Source organism: Candidatus Rokuibacteriota bacterium, assembly GCA_016188005.1.
Classification (GTDB): Bacteria; Methylomirabilota; Methylomirabilia; order Rokubacteriales; family CSP1-6; genus UBA12499.
The window spans coordinates 23,059-43,100 of record JACPIQ010000121.1; the positions used below are offsets into that span (position 1 = coordinate 23,059).

At 68.9% G+C, this 20,042-nt stretch carries 19 protein-coding genes and 1 CRISPR repeat array; of the genes, 18 read left to right on the plus strand and 1 reads right to left on the minus strand.

What is annotated here, in order from left to right:
• Nucleotides 1-3: 3 nt before the first annotated feature.
• The 5 genes from cas2 to HYV93_23515 all read left to right on the plus strand — a co-directional run bounded on the left by cas2 (nucleotide 4) and on the right by HYV93_23515 (nucleotide 6,754).
• Nucleotides 4-291 (plus strand): CRISPR-associated endonuclease Cas2, encoded by a 288-nt coding sequence (gene cas2, locus HYV93_23495; protein ID MBI2528934.1) that lies wholly within the window; start codon nucleotides 4-6, stop codon nucleotides 289-291.
• Nucleotides 292-507: 216 nt separating this feature from the next.
• Nucleotides 508-1,211: a CRISPR direct-repeat array (repeat unit 37 nt; unit sequence GACCGAATGGACGCCCCGAACGAAAGGGGATTACGAC).
• A gap of 285 nt (nucleotides 1,212-1,496) precedes the next feature.
• The gene (gene tcuA, locus HYV93_23500; protein ID MBI2528935.1) at nucleotides 1,497-2,948 is read left to right on the plus strand and encodes an FAD-dependent tricarballylate dehydrogenase TcuA; all 1,452 of its coding nucleotides are present in this window, start codon (nucleotides 1,497-1,499) and stop codon (nucleotides 2,946-2,948) included.
• A gap of 42 nt (nucleotides 2,949-2,990) precedes the next feature.
• Entirely contained in the window at nucleotides 2,991-3,815 is an 825-nt protein-coding gene (locus HYV93_23505) for a racemase (protein MBI2528936.1), read from the plus strand.
• Between the two features lie 31 nt (nucleotides 3,816-3,846).
• Entirely contained in the window at nucleotides 3,847-4,797 is a 951-nt protein-coding gene (locus HYV93_23510) for a TAXI family TRAP transporter solute-binding subunit (GenBank protein ID MBI2528937.1), read from the plus strand.
• Between the two features lie 118 nt (nucleotides 4,798-4,915).
• Nucleotides 4,916-6,754 (plus strand): TRAP transporter permease, encoded by a 1,839-nt coding sequence (locus tag HYV93_23515; protein MBI2528938.1) that lies wholly within the window; start codon nucleotides 4,916-4,918, stop codon nucleotides 6,752-6,754.
• A 42-nt stretch (nucleotides 6,755-6,796) separates the two neighbouring features.
• Here the strand turns inward: HYV93_23515 and HYV93_23520 are convergent, their stop codons facing one another.
• Nucleotides 6,797-7,573: an SDR family oxidoreductase gene (locus tag HYV93_23520; protein MBI2528939.1), complete on the minus strand. Its 777-nt coding sequence runs from the start codon at nucleotides 7,571-7,573 to the stop codon at nucleotides 6,797-6,799.
• Between the two features lie 294 nt (nucleotides 7,574-7,867).
• Between HYV93_23520 and HYV93_23525 the strand changes: the two genes are divergently transcribed.
• The 13 genes from HYV93_23525 (at nucleotide 7,868) to HYV93_23585 (ending at nucleotide 20,002) form a co-directional block, all read left to right on the plus strand.
• Nucleotides 7,868-8,578 (plus strand): TetR/AcrR family transcriptional regulator, encoded by a 711-nt coding sequence (locus HYV93_23525; protein ID MBI2528940.1) that lies wholly within the window; start codon nucleotides 7,868-7,870, stop codon nucleotides 8,576-8,578.
• Nucleotides 8,571-10,268 (plus strand): methylmalonyl-CoA mutase, encoded by a 1,698-nt coding sequence (locus tag HYV93_23530; protein MBI2528941.1) that lies wholly within the window; start codon nucleotides 8,571-8,573, stop codon nucleotides 10,266-10,268. Before HYV93_23525 ends, HYV93_23530 begins: the two co-directional genes overlap by 8 nt.
• Nucleotides 10,269-10,280: 12 nt before the next feature.
• The gene (locus tag HYV93_23535) at nucleotides 10,281-10,694 is read left to right on the plus strand and encodes a cobalamin B12-binding domain-containing protein (protein ID MBI2528942.1); all 414 of its coding nucleotides are present in this window, start codon (nucleotides 10,281-10,283) and stop codon (nucleotides 10,692-10,694) included.
• Nucleotides 10,695-10,745: 51 nt separating this feature from the next.
• Nucleotides 10,746-10,937: a hypothetical protein gene (locus HYV93_23540; protein ID MBI2528943.1), complete on the plus strand. Its 192-nt coding sequence runs from the start codon at nucleotides 10,746-10,748 to the stop codon at nucleotides 10,935-10,937.
• A 111-nt stretch (nucleotides 10,938-11,048) separates the two neighbouring features.
• The gene (locus HYV93_23545; GenBank protein ID MBI2528944.1) at nucleotides 11,049-12,041 is read left to right on the plus strand and encodes an ABC transporter substrate-binding protein; all 993 of its coding nucleotides are present in this window, start codon (nucleotides 11,049-11,051) and stop codon (nucleotides 12,039-12,041) included.
• Nucleotides 12,042-12,120: 79 nt separating this feature from the next.
• Nucleotides 12,121-13,005, plus strand: a complete 885-nt coding sequence (locus HYV93_23550; GenBank protein MBI2528945.1) for a branched-chain amino acid ABC transporter permease — start codon at nucleotides 12,121-12,123, stop codon at nucleotides 13,003-13,005.
• 3 nt (nucleotides 13,006-13,008) lie between these two features.
• Nucleotides 13,009-13,896 carry a branched-chain amino acid ABC transporter permease gene (locus HYV93_23555; protein MBI2528946.1) on the plus strand — a complete coding sequence of 296 codons (888 nt, stop codon included), beginning with the start codon at nucleotides 13,009-13,011 and terminating at the stop codon, nucleotides 13,894-13,896.
• Nucleotides 13,896-14,654 (plus strand): ABC transporter ATP-binding protein, encoded by a 759-nt coding sequence (locus HYV93_23560; GenBank protein ID MBI2528947.1) that lies wholly within the window; start codon nucleotides 13,896-13,898, stop codon nucleotides 14,652-14,654. The genes HYV93_23555 and HYV93_23560 overlap by 1 nt, the downstream gene beginning before the upstream one ends.
• Nucleotides 14,644-15,369 (plus strand): ABC transporter ATP-binding protein, encoded by a 726-nt coding sequence (locus HYV93_23565; GenBank protein MBI2528948.1) that lies wholly within the window; start codon nucleotides 14,644-14,646, stop codon nucleotides 15,367-15,369. Before HYV93_23560 ends, HYV93_23565 begins: the two co-directional genes overlap by 11 nt.
• A gap of 90 nt (nucleotides 15,370-15,459) precedes the next feature.
• Nucleotides 15,460-16,500, plus strand: a complete 1,041-nt coding sequence (locus tag HYV93_23570) for an LLM class flavin-dependent oxidoreductase (protein MBI2528949.1) — start codon at nucleotides 15,460-15,462, stop codon at nucleotides 16,498-16,500.
• A complete protein-coding gene (locus HYV93_23575) occupies nucleotides 16,497-17,369 on the plus strand; it encodes an enoyl-CoA hydratase/isomerase family protein (GenBank protein ID MBI2528950.1) in 873 nt (290 codons plus the stop codon). The genes HYV93_23570 and HYV93_23575 overlap by 4 nt, the downstream gene beginning before the upstream one ends.
• Nucleotides 17,370-17,417: 48 nt before the next feature.
• Complete coding sequence (locus HYV93_23580; GenBank protein ID MBI2528951.1) at nucleotides 17,418-18,812, plus strand: FAD-dependent oxidoreductase; 1,395 nt, start codon at nucleotides 17,418-17,420, stop codon at nucleotides 18,810-18,812.
• A 20-nt stretch (nucleotides 18,813-18,832) separates the two neighbouring features.
• Nucleotides 18,833-20,002, plus strand: coding sequence for a hypothetical protein (locus tag HYV93_23585; GenBank protein ID MBI2528952.1), 1,170 nt, complete (start codon nucleotides 18,833-18,835; stop codon nucleotides 20,000-20,002).
• Nucleotides 20,003-20,042: the final 40 nt, after the last annotated feature.

Genomic DNA, 20,042 nt, shown 5'->3' on the forward strand with positions numbered 1-20,042 from the left:
GCAATGGGATCCCGGCACCTCGTGATCAGCTACGACGTGACCGATGACCGGATCCGCGCGCGGCTGGCCAAACGGCTGCGAGGGTACGTGGACCGAGTCCAGAAGAGCGTGTTCGAGGGCCCCGTCGAGGAGGGGCGGCTGGAGGACCTTCGGGCGGGGATCCGGCAGGCCATAGACCAGGAGGCGGACTCGGTTAGGGTCTACAGCCTGTGCGCCCGGTGCCAGGGGGCGACGGAGATCATAGGCACGGGCGTGTACGTCGAGCGGGAGGAGGGCGATGTCATCGTCTGATGGGCGCGGATCTCGACGGGCCAGGGGGGCGTCGCGGAAGTGGGCATCCCTCCTCACCTGGGCCATGACGATCCGCGCGAGCTGTAAGGGCTTGAACGGGAACACGTGTTCGGCTGACCGGGCGCGTGCGGGGAGGGGGTGGTCCGCGACGAGAGGCAGGGATCCGCGCTCGACAGTGCTCGATGTCCCGTGCGACGAGGGTTTGGCAGGCGCGGGGACCGAATGGACGCCCCGAACGAAAGGGGATTACGACGCGCGCAATTCCTCTAATACGTACATGCTGCACGACCGAATGGACGCCCCGAACGAAAGGGGATTACGACGAGCCGGATCTCGTTCTGTCCAACGCGGATGAGAGACCGAATGGACGCCCCGAACGAAAGGGGATTACGACCGCGTGATCAGGAGGATGGGCATGATCAGGCTGGGAGACCGAATGGACGCCCCGAACGAAAGGGGATTACGACTCGAACAACGGCTCGCACTCCCACTCCTCGACCTCGACCGAATGGACGCCGCGAACGAAAGGGGATTACGACCTTGGCCATTCTTCCAGTCGCGAGCCGAGGGAGTCGCCGACCGAATGGACGCCCCGAACGAAAGGAGATTACGACCCCCATCAGCGTCGGTCCCGGCTTTGCCGCGCGCCGGCGAGCTGACCGAATGGACGCCCCGAACGAGGGGGATTACGACCACCTGCGCCTCCAGGTGCCGGATGCGGTCGGCGGGACCGAATGGACGCCCCGAACGAAAGGGGATTACGACATCGGGCCGGCCATGAGTCACGCCTCCAAGGTGCTGCGTGGGAGACCGAATGGACGCCCCGAACGAAAGGGGATTACGACGTCCATCAGCGCGCCGAGGCCGAGGGTGGCGAGACACAGACCGAATGGACGCCCCGAACGAAAGGGGCGTCCAGATCCGAGAGGCGGCGCCGCCGACTCGGCCATGGGGGCGGGACACTCGCGGAACGGGCGGCCGCCTTCGGTGTTTCGCCTGCGCGCGGCGGCGCGAGATCGGCCGGGCTCGCACGCGGCCTTTTTCGGTCAAGGCGAGCGAGGATCCGTGAGAAGATCGGGCCGCTCGCCGCGCCGCGGGATCGGCGAGGCGAGCCGACGCTCTCCACGGGGTACTGTGGCGGGGGCGTCAGCCGGCACGGAGTGGACTTGCGCTGCCGCCCGGGGGGAGCGCCGGGGGGGACGAGGATGACGAAGGGGCACGACGTCGTCGTCGTGGGATGCGGCATCGCCGGGCTGGCGGCGGCGGCCAGCGCCACCGAGGCCGGAACGCGGGTCGCTCTGCTCGAACGGGCGTCGCGGGATGAGCGCGGCGGCAACTCGCGCTACACGGAGTCCTACTTCCGGATGCGATCCGAGAGCCAGGTGTCCGAGGACTTCCAGTCTGGCCTGGAGGCCAATGCCGGCGGATACCTGGATCCGGAGCTGGTGAAATCGGTTCTCAAGTCGCCCGATCAGTGGCCGCCCCTGCTGCGGTCGCTCAGCTTTGTCGATCCCGAGCTGATCGCCGAGTTCGCGCGCGAGGTTCCGGGGGCCGTCGCCTGGCTGAAGCGGTCCGGCGTGCGCTTCGAGCTCCTGCCCACGCAGTTCATCACCCAGACCACGCCCCGCCTCCTTCCGGTGGGCGGGGGCCTCGCCATCGTCGAGGCGCTGGCCGAGCTGGCCGAGCGCCAGGGTGTCGCCTTCCACTACGAGACCACCGCCCTCTCGCTCTTGACGGGGGACGATGGCTCCGTGGTGGGCGTCCAGGCACGCTCCAGGGCCGCGGGGAGCATGGAGTTCCGCGGCCAGGTGGTCCTGGCCTGTGGAGGGTTCGAGGGGAACCCGGAGATGCTCACCCAGTACCTCGGGCCGGGTGCCCATTTCGTGAGGCCCGTGGCGCGCGGCGGCCACTACAACAAGGGCGAGGGGATCCGGATGGCCCTGGCTCTCGGTGCGGCCCCCGCGGGGGAGTACGGGAGCTTCCACGCAGAGCCCATCGACCCTCGCTCCGGGGCCTCCGAGCCGTCCATCATGATCTTCCCCTACGGTATCCTGGTCAACCGCCGGGGCGAGCGCTTCGTGGACGAGGGGGCGGACCGGGTGGACCGGATCTACGAGGAGGTGACGCGCGCGATCTGGCGGCAGCCTCAGGGCATTGCCTATTGCGTGTGCGACGCGCGGGTGCGGGAGATCCCGGGCTACATGCGCGCCATCAGGACCGACCAGCCGGCCGTCGAGGCCGACAGCCTGCGGGCCCTCGCGGAGAAGCTGGAGCTGCCCGTGGAGGTCTTCGAGGCCACCGTCCGCCGCTACAACGCGGCCGCCGAGCCCGGCCCCTTCGACCCCATGGGGCTCGACGGCCTGCGCACGCGGGGGCTCGTGCCCGCCAAGAGCAACTGGGCCGTGCCGCTGGAGCGGGCGCCGTTCTTCGCCTACCCCATCATCTCCTCTGTGGTGTTCACCTTCGGGGGGCTCAAGGTCACGCCCCGGGGAGAGGTGATCAACGCCGACGGGGACCTCATCCGCGGCCTGTACGCGGCGGGGGAGGTCATCGGCATGTACTACGGCTCCTATCTGGGCAGCACCTCGGTGCTCAAGAGCCTGGTGTTCGGGCGCATCGCCGGCGCGGTGGCCGCAGGAGCGCCGCGTCGCTCGTGACGCGAGGCGTGGCCGCTCTCCGTCTCCCAAGAGGACTGACCCATGGCGAGCAGTGACATCCGGATCTGGCATCAGAGCTTCACCGTCCTCGAGAAGCTTCCCGACTATGCCGCCGCCCTCCGCGCGCACATGGCGAAGGTCTCGCGTCCGGGCACGGAGGTCGTGCTGCACGGCATGCACCCGGAGACCTACGCGACGGAGTACCCCGGAGCCGACATCCGCTTCGGCTATCTCTACCTGCTCCATGCCCATCAGTTCGCCGTCAACGGGCTCGCGGCCCAGCGCCAGGGATTCGACGCCTACGCCATCAGCACGCTGCCCGACCCCGTGCTCCGGGAGACGCGGAGCCTGGTGGAGATCCCCGTGGTGGGGTACGGCGAGGCCGCGATGCACCTGGCCTGCTTCCTGGGGCAGCGCTTCGGGATCCTCGTGTTCATCGACGCGCTGGTGCCGCGCCTCGAGGAGAACGCCCGCCGCTACGGGCTTGCCGGGCGGATGGCGGGGGTGCGCCACGCGGGGTTCCAGTTCAGCGACGTGGCGGCGGCGTTCGCCAACCCGCGTCCGATCGTGGAGCGCTTCCAGGAGGCCGCCCGGCGGATGATCGCCGACGGGGCCGACGTGCTGATCCCCGGCGAGGCGGTGCTTTGCGTGCTTCTCGCCTCGCAGGGGGTGAGCCGCGTGGACGACGTGCCGGTGGTCGATGCGCTGGCCGCCACGGTGAAGATGGCGGAGGCGCTGGTGGACCTGCGCCGGATCACCGGGCTCGAGGCGAGCCGGAAGGGGCACTTCGCCGCGGCGCCGCCCCGCGGAAGGGTCGAGGAGCTGCTTCGCTTCTACGGGCTGGACCGATTCGGGCACCAGACGTGAACCAGGGCTGTTTCACGGGAGGGAAGGCGCCATGAGCAGGACACGAGCATGGATCGTCGCCGCTGTCGCGCTGGCCGCGACCGCGGCCGGAGCCGGGCCGGCGGCCGCGCAGCAGGTCGTGGTGGTGTCGGGCCCGATCGGGGGCGTCTGGTACCCCGTCGCCAGCGGCATGGCCGAGATCCTCCAGAACAAGGTGGGGGTCACGGTGACGCAGCAGCCGGGCGGCGGCATCTCGAACGTGTTCAACGTGGCCGCGGGCAAGGCGCAGCTGGGCTTCACGACCGCTGACGCCGCCGGGGCCGCCTTCGCCGGGGCGGGGGACTTCAAGGGCAAGGCGACGCCGAACCTCAGGCTCGTCGGGGTGCTGTACGGCCAGCAGTACAACCTGGCCGTCTTCGCCGACAGCCCGATCAGGAAGGTCCAGGACCTCAAGGGCCGCGCCCTCGTGACGACGCCCCGCGGCTCGTCCACGGAGCTCATGACCCGGCGCGTGCTGGAGGCCCACGGGCTGAGCTACGAGGACCTCAAGAAGGTCAACTACGGGAGCAACACCGACGGCGTGAACATGATGAAGGACGGGCACGCCGAGGTGATGTCGCACCTCATCACGAACCCCGCGGCCTACCTCATGGATCTGGCCTCCGCCAAGCCGATCCGGCTGATCTCGCTCGACCCCGCGGCCGTCGACCGCCTGGTGAAGTTCCCCGGGTACACGCGGGCGACGATCAAGGCGGGGATCTACAAGGGCCAGGACCAGGAGGCGCTGACGCTCAACTCGCCCGTCATGCTCGTGACGCGGGCGGAAATGGCCGAGGACCTCGTCTACAAGCTCACCAAGGCGCTCTTCGAGAACCGCGCCCAGCTCGTGAACGTGCACAAGGTCATGGAGCACTTCGTTGCCCAGGACGCGGCCCGGGACCCCGTTGTCCCGGTCCATGCGGGTGCCCTGAAGTACTACAGAGAGGTGGGCGCTGTCCGATAAGCCGCCGCTCGGCGCGCGGCTCGACGAGGCCCGGGGCGTCCACGAGGCGGCCCGGCTCGAGACGCCGGCCTTCTCCCGGCCCGGCGGCTGGGCGGGGCAGGTCGTTCGCGCTCTCGCGGTGGCCTTCTCGCTGTACCAGCTCTACACCGCTGCTTTCGGAGCCTTCGAGCAGTCCATCCAGCGCTCGGTGCACCTGGCGTTCGGCCTGGCGCTGCTCGGGCTGACCTACCCGCTCCGGCGCCGGGGTGCCGGGACGGCGGGGGCCCCGCCGCTGGCGGACTGGGTGTTCGCCCTCCTCGGGGCCCTGTCGTCACTGTACCTGGTCCTCCAGTACGAGCGGCTGACGACCCGGATCTCCATGGTGACGCCCCTCGAGACCCTGGATCTGGCGGCCGGGGTGATTCTCACCGTCGTGGTGCTCGAGGCCTGCCGCCGGACGGTGAGCCTGGGCCTGGCGCTGGTGGCGGTCGGCTTCATCGTCTACGGGTTCGTCGGGTGGCTGATCCCGGGCCGCTTCGGGCATCCCGGCTTCCTCTTCGATCAGCTCGTCGAGGTCGTCTTCCTGTCCAGCGAGGGGATCTTCGGGATTCCCCTCGGAGTCTCCGCCACCTACGCCTTCCTGTTCATCGTCTTCGGCGGCTTCCTCATGCGCCTCGGGCTGATGTCTTTCTTCGCCGACCTGGCGCTGGCGCTGGCCGGGGCCACCTCCGGCGGGCCCGCCAAGGTCGCCATCGTCTGCAGCGCCCTCTTCGGGACCATCAGCGGCAGCGGCATCGCCAACGCCATCACGACGGGGAGCTTCACGGTCCCGCTCATGGTGCGCGCGGGCTACCGGCCCCACTTCGCGGCCGGCGTCGAGTCCGCGGCGTCCATGGGCGGCAACATCATGCCTCCCGTCATGGGGGCCGCCGCCTTCATCATGGCGGACTTCCTCGGCGTGCCCTATCAGCAGGTGGCGGTGGCCGCCATCATCCCCGCCGTCCTCTACTTCTTCGGGGCCGGGGCGATCGTGCACTTCGAGGCGCTCAAGCGGGGGATCCCCCGCATTCCCCGCGCCGAGCTGCCCCCCCTCGGCCGCGTGCTCCGCGAGCGGGCCTACCTGGCCATCCCCGTCGCGGGGCTGATCTACTTTCTCATGAGCGGGCGGAGCGCCATCTTCGCCGGCTTCTGGGCCACGGTGCTGACCATCCCCGTGAGCTACCTGCGCCGGGAGACCCGGATCACGCCGCGGAAGATCGTGGAGGCGCTGGAGTGGGCGGCCCTGACGGCGTTGCCCGTGATCACGGCGTGCGCCGTCGTGGGCATCATCCTCGGACTCGTCGCGCAGACGGGCGTGGGCGTGAAGATGGCCAGCGCGATCCTGGCCCTCGCCTATGGCAACATGTTCGTCACGCTGGTCCTGGCCATGCTCGCCTCGCTGCTCCTGGGGACGGGCCTGCCCACGACCCCGACCTACATCATCACGGCGGCGCTCACGGCGCCCGCCCTGGTGAAGTTCGGGCTGCCGCCGCTGGCGGCGCACTTCTTCGTCTTCTACTACGGGATCCTTGCCGACATCACGCCTCCCACGGCCATCGCCCCGTACGCGCTCTCGGCCATCGCCCGGTCGGACCCGAACCGGACGTGCTGGGCCGCGTGCCTGGTGGCCCTGTCCGGCTTCATCGTTCCGTTCATCTTCGCCTACGAGCCCGCCATGCTCGACCCGCTCATGGCATGGCCCGGGACCAGCGCGTACCGGGTCGTCGGCGTGGCGCTCTCGGCGGTGCTCGGCGTGCTCATGCTGAGCGCCGCCCTCATCGGCTGGCTGCGCAGACGCGCCACCATGCTGGAGCGGCTGCTGCTCCTCGCAGGAGCCGTCGCGCTCATCACGCCCGGGCTCGCGACCGATGTCGCGGGCCTGTCGATGCTCGCCCTGGTGCTGGCGCTGCAGGCCTGGCGCGGGCGCGCCCGCCCCTGAGCGCTCCGGCTTCAGGCCCCTGTCAGCGACGCTGCCGCGGCCTCACGTGACCATCCGGCCGCCGTCCACGTAGATGATCTGTCCCGTCAGGTAATCGGCCGCCGGAGAGGCGAGGAAGAGGGCGACCCCCGCGACGTCGGCCGGGGTGCCCATCCGGCCCATGGGGATCCGGGCCAGGATGGTCTGCCGCTGCTCCGGGATGGCCAGGACATCGGCGTTCAGGTCCGTGGGGACGGCGCCCGGCGCGATGGTGTTGACCAGGACGCCCTGGGCGGCCCACTCGAGGGCGAGCATGCGGCTGAACTGCCAGATCGCAGCCTTCGTCGCTCCATACACGGTACTCTTCCAGGCGCCCGCGGCCGCCGAGGTCGAGGAGATGTTGATGATGCGGCCGCTCCTGGCGGCGACCATCGCCTCGCCGAGGGCCTGACAGCACAGGATGACCCCCTTGACGTTGATGCCGAGCATGGCGTCGCACTCCTCCTCGGTCAGCTCGAGGAGCGCTTTCCTGGCCAGGACCCCTGCGCTGTTCACCAGGACGTCGATGCGACCCGCCTCGCCCAGGCAGGCGTCCCGGAAGGCGCGGACCGAGCCCCGGTCGGTGACATCCAGAGGCTGGAAGCGCACGGCCCCGCCGCCCGACCGAAGGCGCTGCGCCAGCGCCTCGCCCGCCTTGGCGTCCCGCGACCCCATCCACACCGTGGCCCCGGCGCCCGCGAACGCCTCGACGATGCCCCGGCCGATGCCGCGCGTGCCCCCCGTCACCGCCACCACTGTCCCGCGCATGTCCCACGTCACGCTCGCCATGTCGTCTGTCACCCCGCCTTTCGCCTGGACGGCTGCCCACCTGTCATGACCCTGTCCCGCGTCCCGCCCCGCCCGGGCCCAGCCGAGCCTCTCCCGCGACGTGACGGCATCCGCCGCTCGGTACCAGGGCGGGCGCCACCGGCGCCACGGGACAGGCGCCAAGCCGGCGAACATATTGGCATGCACGTCCATGCGAAGGGAAGCGGGAGATGGGGGGCAAGTTTTCTCTTGATCGGCGGCGAGGATAAGTTCATCCTTCGGGGTGCTGTTGACCGTTTAGTCAGTTTGAACGCCGGGTCGAATCCCATGGTGAGATGGACCGACGAGTCCGCCGAAAAGAAACAGCGCCACGAGCTCCGGCGGGAGACCATCCTGCAGGCGGCGGCCCACTGCTTCAACAGGAAGGGCTACCGCGGGACGACCATCGGGGCCATCGCCCAGGAGCTCGGGGTCAGCAAGGCCGCCCTGTACTACTACGTGGAGAGCAAGGAAGAGGTGCTCTTCCTGTGTCACCAGGCCTCCATGGATCTCGGGATGGAGGGCCTGCGGCGGGCGGAGGCGCTGGGGGGGACGGCTGGCGAGAGACTTCGCGCGGCGCTGGGATACTTCATCGAGCAGATGGCGGAGAACCTGAAGGGGTGCTTCGTGATGCTCGAGGGGGGCATGCTGAGCCCGCGGCTCCACCGTCAGGTCGTCAGGCGACGGGACGAATACGAGCATCGGCTCCGCGATCTCGTCGCCGAGGGAGTCGCCTCCGGGGCGTTCGTGCCGTGCAATCCGAAACTGGTCGTGTTCGCGATCCTCGGAGCCGTGAACTGGGTGCAGAAGTGGTACTCGCCTGACGGCGAGGTGGCGGCGAAGGACATCGCCGAGACGTTCGCGGCCTTTCTGACGCGTGGCCTCGAGCGGCGAGGCGTGGAGGTCCCCCTCGACACGGGCGGCGAGGCGAGGGTGCCCATCACCGCTGCCGAGGGGTTCCGCATGAGGACTCGGGCCAACGGAGGGAACCATGTTTGACAAGGGCTTTCTCGAGCAGTTGCGGCAACGGCAGGCAGCCTGGACCGCCGCCCATCAGGGATCCTTCGAGACGGAAGTCAAGAAGGAATTCGTGTCCGAGGCGGGCGTGGTCACCCGACGCCTCTACACCCCTCTCGACCTGGCCGACCAGGGGGTCGACTACTTCGAGGATGTCGGGTTCCCGGGGGATTTCCCGTTCACGCGAGGCCTCTCCCCCGTGGGGTACCGGGCCGGGCTGTGGAAGATCGCTCAGTACTCCGGTCAATCGACCCCCGAGGAATGCAACGCGCTCTGGCGGGATCTCGCCGCTGCCGGGCTCAATACCGTGTATGCCGCCTACGACCTGCCCACCCAGCTCGGCTACGACCCCGATCATCCCATGGCGGAAGGCGAGGTGGGGCGGACGGGGGTGTCGCTGGTGTCGCTCCGTGACTGGGAGATCGCCTTCGACGGCATCGACCTCGGCAAGACGATGGTGAGCACGGTCTGCAATGCGCCGGGGGCCCTCGTCATCGCCATGAACCTGCTCACGGCCCAGCGGCAGGGCGTGGACCTCAAGACGCTGCAGGGCAGCTCGCAGAACGACATCCTCAAGGAGTACACGTCGCGCGGCAACGTCATCTTCCCGCCCGAGCCCTCCATGCGCCTCGTGGTGGACACGCTCGCCTACTGCTCGTCCGTGGCGCCCAACTTCTATCCCATCACGGTGTGCTCGGTGCACCAGTCGGAGTTCGGCGCGAACCATGTCCACGAGGTGGCCTTTGCCCTCGCCGACGGCATCGCCTACGTGGAGAGCGCCGTCAACCGTGGCATCGACGTCGACGTGATCGGCCCCGGGATCATGTGGACGACGAGCCACGACCACCACGCCTTCTTCCACGAGATCGCCAAGCTCCGCGCCATGCGGCGGCTCTGGGCCAAGATCATGCGGGGCCGGTTCAAGGCGCGGAAGCCCGAATCCATGATGTGTCGCCTGTACTCATCGGTCGGCGGCACGAGCCTGATGAAGGAGCAGTACCTGAACAATATCGCCCGCAGCGCCCTGGCGGCCCTGGCCGGCGCCCTGGCCGGTGCGCAGCGGATCGACTTGCGGACGTACGACGAGCAGTGGGGCATTCCCACGAAGGATGCCGAGATCACCAACATCAGGTGCCAGCAGATCGTCGGGTACGAGTGCGGGGTCGGCGAGACGGTCGACCCGCTGGCCGGCTCGTACTACGTCGAGTGGCTCACGAACGAGATGGAAGGACGCTTCGCCGCCGAGATCGAGAAGGTCGACCAGATGGGCGGCACCCTCCGGGCCATCGAGAACGGGTACATCAAGCGGACCATGCTGGAGGACGCGTACAAGTACCAGCTCGGCGTGGAGACGGGGGAGATCCCGCGGGTCGGCCACAACATGTTCCGGCAGGAGAACGACCAGAGCCGGCCGGTCCGGGTGTACCGGGCGGACCCGTCGGTCGAGCAGCGGAGAATCGAGGCGGTCAAGGAGCTCCGCCGGACGCGGCACGACCGGGAAGTCAGCCGAGCGCTCAAGGGGCTCCGCGCGGCGGCGGCCGAGCCGGCGACGGCGGACAACAACCTCATGCCCGCGATCATCGAGGCGGTGCAGGCCTACGCGACCATCGGGGAGATGTGCGACGTGCTCCGGGACGTGTGGGGCGAGTTCAGGGAACCGAAGGTCTTCTAGAGGAGAGCGGGTATGGGGACTCGGGTCGCGGCTCGGCGAATTCGCGTGCTGCTTGTCAAGACGGGGCTGGACGGCCACGATCGCGGAGTGCTGGTGGTCGCCAAGGCCCTGAGCCGGGCGGGGATGGAGGTCATCTACGGCGGGCTCCACCTCCGCCCCGTGCAGATCGCCAAGATGGCCGCGGAGGAATCGGTGGACGTGGTGGGGCTCAGCAGCCTGTCGGACAATCATCGGGCGCTGGTGCCGCGGATCATCCAGGAGCTGAAGACCGTGGGCCTGGACGATGTGCTGGTGCTCCTGGGCGGGTTCATCCAGGACGAGGATGTGCCGGTGATGAAGGCTGCTGGCGTCGCGGAGGTGTTCGGCGTCGGCACTCGGCTGGAGGACATCGCGACGTACATCCAGACGCACGTCCGGGCGGGATGATGTCGGACGGCGTCGGACCAGGGGCCACCGTCGAGGGTGTGCGCATGAACATTGCCAGGTGGCTCGAGCGTGGTTCTCAAGGCGGGGCAAGCGGCCACCGTGGAGGAGGTCATCACGGACTGTCGAAGCAAGATCGCGGCGTTCAAGGTTCCCCGGGTCATCGAGTTGGTCCGGGAGCTTCCGAAGACTGCCACGGGGAAGATCCTCCGGCGCAGTCTGCGGGAGCACACTCCAGCCTCGTAGAGAAGGAGGACGGTATGCGAAGCGTTCCTGCAGCACGTCGGGAGTGGGGATACGTGGCTGCCGCGGTCCTGCTGGCGCTCGGCGCCGCGCGCCTTCGCCGAGACCGCGCGCATGGCCACCGACGAGGTCAACGCGCGGGGCGGGGTGGACGGCGTCAAGATCCGGCTCATCGTGGAGGACACGGCGGCCGACCCGAAGCAGGGTATCGCGGCCTTCCAGAAGCTCGTCTCGGTGGACCGCGTGCCCATCGTCTCGAGCGCGTGGAGCACGGTCATCATGGCCACGGCCCCCGTGGCGGACCGCGAGAAGGTGCTCCTCATCAACCACGGCGCCAACGCCCCGTCGATCCGCGGCGCCGGCAAGCTGCTGATCAGCTTCTTCCCCCTGGCGGACCTGGACATCAAGCATCTGGCCCGCTACGCGGCCACGAAGCTCGGCAAGAAGCGGGGCGCGGTCATGTATGTCAACAACGACACCGGCCGCCTCAACGCCAAGGTCTTCCAGGAGAACTTCGAGGCCGCGGGCGGCAAGATCGTCGCCGTCGAGAGCCACGAGGCCGACGCCATCGAGTTCGGGGCGCAGGCCGCGAAGATGCGCGCCGCCCAGCCCGACATCATCCACATCCCGTCGCTGGTCCAGGAAGCGCCCCGGATCGTCAAGCAGTTCCGGGAGATGGGAATCAAGGCGCAGTTCACCAGCTACTCGGTGGCCGAGAGCAAGGAGATGCTGAGCGTCGCGGGCGAGGCCGCCGACGGCCTGCTCTACACCTCGCTGGCTCCGCCGGCGGACCAGCCTGGGCCCAAGGCGCTCATCGACCGGTACAAGGCGACGTACAAGAAGGACCCGGTGGCCACCGCATACCTCATGTACGTGTGGGACCTCCACAACACGGTCCTCCCGGAGGCGATCCGCTACGCCAAGAAGCAGGGGTGGGGGTACAGCGGCGAGGCCATCCGGCGCGCGATGCTGACGCAGAAGGCCTACGACACGAAGGCGAGCGGCAAGACCGTGTTCGAGGGTGACGGCACTGTGAACAAGGTCGTCTACCTGAAGCGGGTCAACGTCAAGGAGAAGAAGTTCGAGTACGCGGCGACGCTGGACTAGGCGCTCCGCTGCGCGGATGGACGCCTGAGCTCAAGGACCCGGCGAACGGCCACCGAGAGAAGACTGGAGGGAGATCCTCGTGGAGTTGCTGCTTCAGCTGCTGTTCAACGGGGTCGTCGTGGGGGCGGTGTACGGGCTGCTGGCCGTCGGCTTCGGACTGATCTTCACGACGACCCGGATCTTTCACTTCGCCCACGGCGCGGTGTACACCCTCGGGGGGTACATCGTGTATTCTCTCACCACCACGCTCGAGTGGCCGCTGGCCGTGGCCATCGTGGTCGCCATGGGCGTCTGTGGCGTGCTCAGCGGCGGGATCGAGGTGGCGATCTACCGCCCGCTCCGGGCGAGAGGCGCCTCCCCCCTGGTCGTGCTCATCGCCTCGCTGTCCATCCTGATGCTCGCGCAGAACCTGCTCGCGATCTTCTACGGGAACGAGATCCGGAGCCTGGCCGGTGCCGTGGTGTTCTCGGGCTTCGAGGCCGGTCCGATCTGGGTCACGTCCATCCAGCTCATCACGATCGCGACCTGCGCCGTGATGTTCGGGCTGCTCAAGCTGTTTCTCCGCTATAGCCGCTACGGAAAGATCATCCGGGCGCTGGCCAACAACTACGAGGCCGCGCGGATCATCGGCGCCGACGCGGACCGCACGTTTCTCGTGACCTTCGTCGTCGGCGGGATCCTGGTGGTCCCGGCCGCCGTGCTGGTCGGCATGCTCACCGGGCTCAAGCCGTTCGGGGGGACGTCGGCCGTGCTGGTGGCCGCGATCGCGGTGATCGTCGGGGGGATGGGGAGCATCATGGGCGCGGCCCCGGGGGCCTTGATCGTCGGCATCAGCGAGAATCTCGCGGTGTGGCGGATCGCGACGGAATGGCAGACGGCTGTCGCGTTCTCGGTGCTGCTGCTGTTCATCGTGTTCAAGCCCACGGGATTCTTCGGTCAGAGGGTCCGGAAGATGGAAGTCTGAGTCGTGGGCACATTCCTCCTTCACCTGCTGGTGCTCACGAACATCTACGTGATTCTCGGTGTCTCCTACAACCTGTTGATCGGGTACGCGGGCCTGTTCTCCATCGCGCACGCGGCGTTCTTCGGGGTCGGCGCGTACGTGTCCATGGTCGTGGTGCTCAGCCTGGGCTGGCCGTACCTCGTCGGACTCGCGGCGGCGGTGGTCATCGCCGCCGTCGTGAGTGGCGTGCTCGCGTTTCCCGCGCTGCGGGTCTCGGGGGATTACCTGGTCATCGCCTCCCTCGGATTCCAGGTGATCATCTTCAACGTGTTCATGAACTGGGAGTCCGTGACCGGGGGGCCCGCCGGCGTCCCGGGGATCCCGAGGCCGGGCGTGCTGGTGTGGACGGTGGAGTCGCCGCTGGCGTTTGGCGTGGTCAGCAGCCTGATGGCGGCGGCCGCGTACCTGTTCGTCCGCCGGGTCGTGTCCTCGCCGTTCGGCCGGGTGCTGCGGGCCATCCGGGAGGACGAGGTGGTGACCCAGGCGCTGGGCAAGAACGTCACGGGCGTCAAGGTCGTGGTGTTCATGGTGTCCGGTGGCGTGGCGGCGACGGCGGGGAGCCTGTTCGCGCATTACACCACCTACATCAACCCGTACTTCTTCACGCTGGAGGAGTCGATCCTGATTCTCTCCGTGGTGATCGTGGGAGGCGCGGGGAACCTCACCGGGTCCATCCTCGGTGCCGTGGTCCTGACGCTCCTGCCGCAGGCCTTGCGGCTGGTGGAGCTGCCGGAAGCGCTTGCGGCCAACCTGCGCCAGATCATCTATGCCGCGCTCCTGGCGGGGTTCATGTTCTTCCGCCCGCAGGGGATCCTCGCGGAGCGGACCCTGACACTCGCCGGGAAGGACTGATGGAGCGCCTCCTGAGGGTGGAGGAGGTGTCGAAGAACTTCGCCGGGATCCAGGCGGTCAGCGGGCTGTCCGTCTCGCTGGAAGAGGGGCGGATCGCCGGGCTGATCGGACCCAACGGCGCCGGCAAGACGACTCTCTTCAACCTCATCACCGGGTTTCACGCCGTCACCTCAGGGCGGATCTTCTACCGCGACGCCGACATCACCGGGCTGGCGCCGTACCGGATCGCGGGCCAGGGGATCGCGCGCTCGTTTCAGGACCTGCGCCTGTACACCAAGATGACGGTGCTGGAGAACTGCCTGGTCGCGCAGCCCCGGCAGGCGGGCGAGCGATTGCGCAACGTGTACCTCCGACCCGGCTGGGTGCGCCGGCAGGAGCGCGAGTGCCGGCAGCGGGCCATGGAGCACCTGACGTACGTGGGTCTCCAGGGGCAGGCGGACCGGAAGGCCGAGGACCTGGCGTACGGGGAGCAGAAGCTCCTGGCCATCGCCCGGCTCCTCGCCACCGAGGCGAACCTGCTGCTCCTCGATGAGCCGACCTCCGGGCTGGATCGTGGATCGTTGAGCGACATGATCCAGGTGATCAAGGGGCTCGTCGGCCAGGGGAAGACGATCTGCGTCATCGAGCACAACCTGGACGTGGTGCGCGCGGTATCGGACTGGGTGGTCTTCATGGATCAAGGGAAGGCCCTGGCGAGCGGAGAGCCGGAGGCCGTCCTGGCCGACCGATCCCTGGCGGAGATCTACTTTGGCGTCTGAGGCATCGAGGGCGCTCCTGGAGCTGACGGAAGTCCGGGCCAGCTACGGCAAGAAGCAGGTCCTCTCGGGCGTGAATCTCGCCGTGCGGGTGGGAGAGATCGTGGCGCTGATCGGCCACAACGGCGCCGGAAAGTCCACGACGCTCAAGACCGTCCACGGCTTGCTGCCGACCGGTGGGGGCCACATCTCGTTCGACGGACGGCCCATCGAGCACCGAAGCGTGAACCGGAACGTCCGGACCGGGATCAGCCTGGTGCCGCAGGGACGATTCGTGTTCTCGGAGCTGCCCGTCGGCGAGAACCTGGAGGTCGCGGCCTTCGTGCTCAAGGTGTCGGCGGAGGAGATCCGCGTGCGGATGGCGGCGGTGTTCGGGCTGTTCCCCGCGTTGGCCGAGAAGCGCCGGGAGCTGGCGGGGGCGCTCAGCGGCGGGCAGCAGCAGATGCTCGCGATCGGGATGGCCCTGATGCAGAAGCCGAGGCTCCTGTTGCTCGACGAGCCGTCGATCGGCCTGGCTCCGCTCCTCGTCCAGCAGGTGATGGAATCGGTGCTCAGGATCCGGGACACATTCAACACCTCGGTCCTGATCGTCGAGCAGAACGTGCGACAGGTCCTGCGGGTCTCGGAGCGCGTGTTCGTGATGAAGCTCGGGAAAGTGGTCCTGGAAGCGCCGTCGGCCGAGCTCCTGTCGCGCCAGGATCTCTGGGATCTCTTCTGAGGTCGCACGGGCACGGGGAGGTGCCGGGCCTCCGCCCCGGCGCGACGGGGCGTGGTCCTCATCAGGCCTGCTGTGAAAGGGCGAGCGCACATGGCTAACCGGCTGCAATTCGGGATCTACATGGCGGTGGCGGACCCTCCCGACGGCAAGGCGCTGGTTCGGCGCGTGGAGGAGACGCGCCGGGAGGCGGAGCTCGCGGAGCAGTGTGGGTTCGATTTCTGCCTGGTGGGCGAGCATCATCAGGATCCGGATGGATTCCTGCCGTCCCCCCTCCTGCTGCTCGCCGCCATCGCGGCAAGGACCGAGCGGCTCCGGCTCGGGACGGGCGTCCTGCTGCTTCCTCTCCAGCACCCCTTCAAGGTGGCGGAGGACGCCGCCACGCTGGACGTCATCTCGAACGGCCGCTGCATCCTGGGCGTCGGGGCGGGCTATCAGCCGCGGGACTTCACGCCCTTCGGCGTCCCGACAGCGCAGCGCGGGTCGCTCCTGGACGAGGGCTTGCAGATCATCCGCGCCTGCTGGACCGAGGAGGCGTTCAGCTTCAAGGGGCGACACTTCGTGCTCCAGGATGTCAGCCAGCGCCCCCGGCCGGTGCAGAAGCCCCACCCGCCGATCTGGGTTGGCGGCTCCAGCCAGAAGGCCCTCGAGCGTGCGGCTCGGTGGGGAGACGCCTGGGTGACGGATCCGCTGCAGCACCTGGCGGTCATCAAGCCGCAGCAGGCGCAGTACCGGAGGCTGGCCGAAGGCCAGCACAGGCGCCCGTGTACCGTCCTCATGCGCGACGCGTGGGTGGCCCGGACCCGCCGGGACGCCTACGAGGAGGCAGCGGGGAACATGCTGCACATGTTCCGCTATTACTGGAGGAACAAGGCCTTCGTGGACGAGCTGGATCCGGCGCTGCGGGGTATTGCCGCCGAGTCGGACCTGACCTTCGACGGGATGGCCGAGGACCGTGTTCTTCTCGGGTCAGCGGCCGACTGCGTCGCGCAGATCAAGCGCTGGCGGGAGGAGACCGGGGCGGAGTGCCTCGTCCTCAGGCTCCGGCAGGCGCATGCGGACGGGCCGCCCCACGAGAAGATCATGTCGGCGCTCCGGATCTTCGGAGAGGAAATCATCGGACAGTTTGCATGACACGATGTGCCCCGACGGCCCTCGCCCATCCCGCCCGGCGGGGCGGCGAGGCCGGCACGACCCAGGAGGAACGAGCGTTGGCGACGTACAAGGACATCTTCTACGAGAAGAAGGACCACGTGGCGCGCATCACAATCAACCGCCCGAAGCAGTACAACGCCTTCACGGGTGACACGCTGAAGGAGATGACGCTGGCCTTCGAGGCCGCCGGTGGGGACGGCGAGGTGGGGGTGGTCGTCCTCACCGGGACCGGGGAGAAGGCGTTCTCCGCCGGGGGCGACGTGAACTGGGAGAAGGAGGGCGGACTCGAGCGGCAGATCCTCGAGCCGTACTTGATGCACCAGACGGTGTCCCAGTGCCCGAAGCCCGTCATCGCCCGCGTCAACGGCTACTGCATCGGCGGGGCCAACCACCTGGCCTACTTCTGCGATTTCACCATTGCCGCCGAGCACGCCATCTTCGGCCAGAACGGGCCCCGGGTGGGCAGTCCCGCGTGCGGCGCCATCGTGAGCTACCTCACGCGAGTGATCGGCGCCAAGCGCGCGCGCGAGATGTGGATGCTCTCCCGCCGATACAGCGCGAAGCAGGCGCTGGAGATGGGGCTGATCAACGCGGTGGTGCCGATGGACAGGCTCGACGAGGAAGTGGACAAGTGGTGTCAGGAGCTCCTGGCGCTGTCGCCCACGTGCTTGCGGATCCTCAAGGCATCGTTCGTCGAGGAGTTCAGCTATCTCTCCGGACAGGGAGACCAGCTGCGGCGGTATCTGACCAACCGCGAGTTCTGGGAGGAGGAGCAGCAAGAGGGGGCGCGCGCGTTTCTCGAGAAGCGGCCTGCGGACTTCTCGAAGTTCCGCCGGGCGGACCGCTGACGGACCAGGACAGGTGAGGACCCGAGGCGCGGGCAGGGAGCGACCCCGTTGACGAGCCGTGCGAGCTGGGACCAGGAGGTGGACGTGCTGGTGATCGGGGCCGGCGGCTGCGGGCTCGTCGCTGCCATCGCCGCCCACGACGCCGGCGTGCCCGGGGTGGCCGTCGTCGAGAAGTCCCCGCGACTTCGCGGCGATACCTCGATGAGCACGGGCTCGGTGGCGGCCGCGGGCACCCGGTTCCAGCGGGCGGCGGGGATCGAGGACTCGGCGGAATCGATGCTCGAGGACTTCATGCGCCTGACTGGTCCCCACGAGATGAGCGGGCTCTGTCGCGTGCTCGTGCGGGAGTCGGCCGGCCTGGTCGAGTGGCTGGTGGACGAGGTCGGAGCGCGCCTGGAGATCATCACTGCGTATCGCCACGTCGGCCACTCCGTCCCGCGGCTGCATGGACCGAGATCGCGGCGAGGTCAGGACCTGGTCGATGATCTGCTGCGCGCGGCGGAGAAGCGCGGGATCCCCGTGGCGCTGGCGAACCCCGTGCAGGACCTGGTCGCGGATGAGGCGGGTGCCGTGATCGGCGCGGTGGTGCGCGGCGATCGCACGCGGGGGACGCGGATCGGCGCTCGCAAGGTCATCGTCGCGACCAACGGGTTCGGAGCCAATGCCGAGATGATGCGCACCTACTGCCCGGAGATGGCCGGTGCCCAGTACTTCGGGGCGGAGGGGAGCACCGGCGAGGCGGTGCTCTGGGGGCGCCAGGTGGGGGCTGGATTCGCGAACATGGCGGCCTACCTGGGGTACGCCGCCGTGGCGTACCCGCACGGCTCGCTGCTGTCGTGGACGACGATCGAGAAGGGAGGGGTCGTCGTGAACGCCCGCGGGGAGCGGTTCGGCGATGAGTCGGTGGGCTATTCGGGCTTCGCCGGCGCGGTCATGCGGCAGCCGGCCCCGACCTTCGCGATCTTCGACGAGCGCATCCGCGAGGTCGCGGCGCAGGAAGAGGAGTTCGGCAAGCTCCTCGAGATGGGCGGTGCCACGCGCGCCACGTCGATCGGCGGCCTGGCCGCCGCGACCGGGCTCGATGGAGAGGCGCTCGACGCGACCCTGCTGGCGTACAACCAGGCTGCGCGGGCCCGCACGGCGGACCGCTTCAGCCGGTCCAGCTTCGGTCTGGCTCCTCTCGGGCCGCCCTACTTCAGCTGTCGGATCGTGCCTGGTCTGTTCAACACCCAGGGGGGCCTCACGGTCGACGCCGGGGGCCGCGTGCTACGCCCCGACGGGCACGCGATCCCCAACCTGCTGGCCGGCGGCGGTGCCGCCGCCGGCATCGCGGGGCACACCGGGGGCGCCGGCTACGCCTCGGGCAGCGGCCTGCTCGCTGCGCTCGGTGTGGGTCGGCTGGCCGGCCGCACAGCTGCGCGCGAGATCCAGGGCCGTGCCTGACGGGACGAGGAGGCCTGTTCATGACTAAGAGGGTCGCCATCGTCGGCACGGGAATGACGCCGTCGGGAACCAGCGCCATGCCCTCCTGGGACCTCTTCGCGACGGCGGCCAAGGAGGCGGTCGGAGAGGCGGGCCTGCCGCTCTCGCGCATCGAAGCCCTGCACCTCGGCAATGTCTACAGCGACTTCACCGAGGCGCAGACGAACATGGCGCCCAAGGTGCTGTCGGCCATGGGGGTCCAGAGCCTCATCCCCTGCGTCCGGTACGAGGCCGCCTGCGCGAGCGCGAGCATCGCGTTCCGCCAGGGGTATCTGAACATCCTCAGCGGCATGTACGATGTCGTGCTCGTCGGCGGGACCGAGCGCCTCCGGGCGGTGCCCGGCAGTGTCGTCCAGCAGGCCATGGCGACCTCCATGGATCTGACCGAGCGAAGCGCCGGGCTGACCTTCGCGGCCTACTGGGCCTACGTCGCCAGGGCGTACGCCCGAAAGCACGGGCTCACCGAGACGCGACTCCAGGAGCTCCTCGCGCATATCTCCGTGAAGAACCACTGCCACGGTGCCGTCAACGGGAAGGCTCACCTCCAGAGGGAGGTGACGCTCGAGGACGTCATGAGCAGCCCGCTGGTGGCGCCGCCGCTCCGGGTCATGGATTGCAGCCCGTTCTCTGACGGGGCGGCCGCGCTGGTGCTCGCCTCGGAGGACGCCGCCGCGCACTGCGCGAAGCCCATCTGGATCGCCGGATCAGGGCAGGCCTCCGGCGGCTTCGCGATCGCGGAGCACGCGGATCTCGCCGCCAACCCCGCCATCGGCAAGGCCGCCGCCGACGCGTACCGACAGGCGGGCCTGGGACCGGCCGATATCGATGTCGCGGAGGTGCACGATTGCGTGAACATCCACGAGGTCGTGTGCCTCGAGAGCGCGGGGTTCTTCAAGGAGGGCGAGGGAATCCGCGCCGCAGAGGAGAGGCGGACCTACTTCGACGGAGATGTCCCCGTCAACCTGTCGGGTGGTCTCAAGGCGCGGGGCCATCCGGTCGGGGCGACGGGGGCCTATCAGCTCTGCGAGATCGCGCGCCTGCTGCGTGGAGACTTCCAGGGGAAGCAGGCCCGGGACCCGGAAGTCGGGCTCACCGTCAACGTGGGTGGGACCGGCACCGCGGTGACGGTGAACATACTGCGCAAGGGGTGACCCGGTCATGGCTCGAGTGTCGGACCAGCCTTTCTCTTAT